This is a genomic window from Fodinibius salinus, assembly GCF_008124865.1.
GTDB classification, from domain to species: Bacteria; Bacteroidota; Rhodothermia; order Balneolales; family Balneolaceae; genus Fodinibius; species Fodinibius salinus.
On sequence record NZ_VNHY01000009.1, the window covers coordinates 1 to 1189 of the forward strand.

Sequence of the window (1189 nt, forward strand, 5' to 3'; positions counted from 1 at the left end):
ATGGCAAAAGAAACCTACCAGCGCGAGAAGCCACATGTAAACATAGGAACGATTGGCCACGTAGACCACGGGAAAACCACGTTGACGGCGGCGGTAACGACCGTAATGGCCAAGCACCACGGCGGAGTGGCCAAGCAGTTTGTCGACATTGACAATGCTCCGGAAGAGAAAGAGCGAGGCATTACGATCTCGACGGCCCACGTGGAGTACGAAACCGAGGCCCGTCACTATGCGCACGTAGACTGCCCGGGACATGCTGATTATGTAAAGAATATGGTAACCGGGGCGGCCCAGATGGACGGGGCGATTTTGGTGGTAGCGGCCACTGACGGCCCGATGCCACAGACCCGCGAGCATATTTTGTTGGCCCGCCAGGTAGGCGTCCCGCAGATTGTGGTCTTTATGAACAAGACCGATCTGGTTGACGACGAGGAACTGATTGAGCTGGTAGAGCTGGAAGTTCGGGAGCTGCTGAGCAGCTACGAATTTGACGGCGACGATATTCCGGTCATTCAGGGCAGTGCCCTGAAAGCCCTTGAAGGCGAGGAGGCCCACGAGCAGGCGATTCTTGATCTGATGGATGCCGTTGATGAGACGATTCCGACCCCCGAACGGGACGTAGACAAGCCCTTTTTGATGCCGGTAGAAGATATATTCTCCATTACCGGCCGCGGGACGGTAGCCACCGGGCGTATCGAGCGCGGGGTGGTACAGCTGAACGATGAAATTGAGATTGTCGGCATTATCGAAGAGCCGATGGATAGTGTAGTAACCGGCATTGAGATGTTCCGCCGGATGCTCGACGAAGGACAGGCCGGGGACAATGCCGGGATACTGCTTCGTGGGGTAGACAAGGAAGACCTCCAGCGTGGGATGGTGCTTTGCGCGCCCGGCTCGATTACCCCGCATACGGAGTTTGAATGTGAAGTATATGTACTTTCGAAGGACGAAGGCGGCCGACACACTCCGTTTTTTGACGGATATCGCCCGCAGTTTTACTTCCGGACCACCGACGTGACCGGCAGCTGCGAGCTGCCCGACGGCGTAGAGATGGTGATGCCCGGAGATAATGTAACGATGGACGTTAGTCTCATCCAACCGGTAGCCATGGAAGAAGGGCTGCGGTTTGCGATTCGCGAAGGCGGCCGCACAGTTGGGGCCGGCGTTGTAACTGAAATTATAGATTAAA

Annotated in this window: 1 protein-coding gene; it reads left to right on the forward strand. The window is 56.2% G+C overall.

Annotation, left to right across the window (positions count from 1 at the left end):
* On the forward strand, positions 1 to 1188 hold the full coding sequence (gene tuf, locus LX73_RS12865; RefSeq protein ID WP_148899923.1) for an elongation factor Tu: 1188 nt from the start codon (positions 1 to 3) through the stop codon (positions 1186 to 1188).
* Position 1189 lies beyond the last annotated feature (1 nt).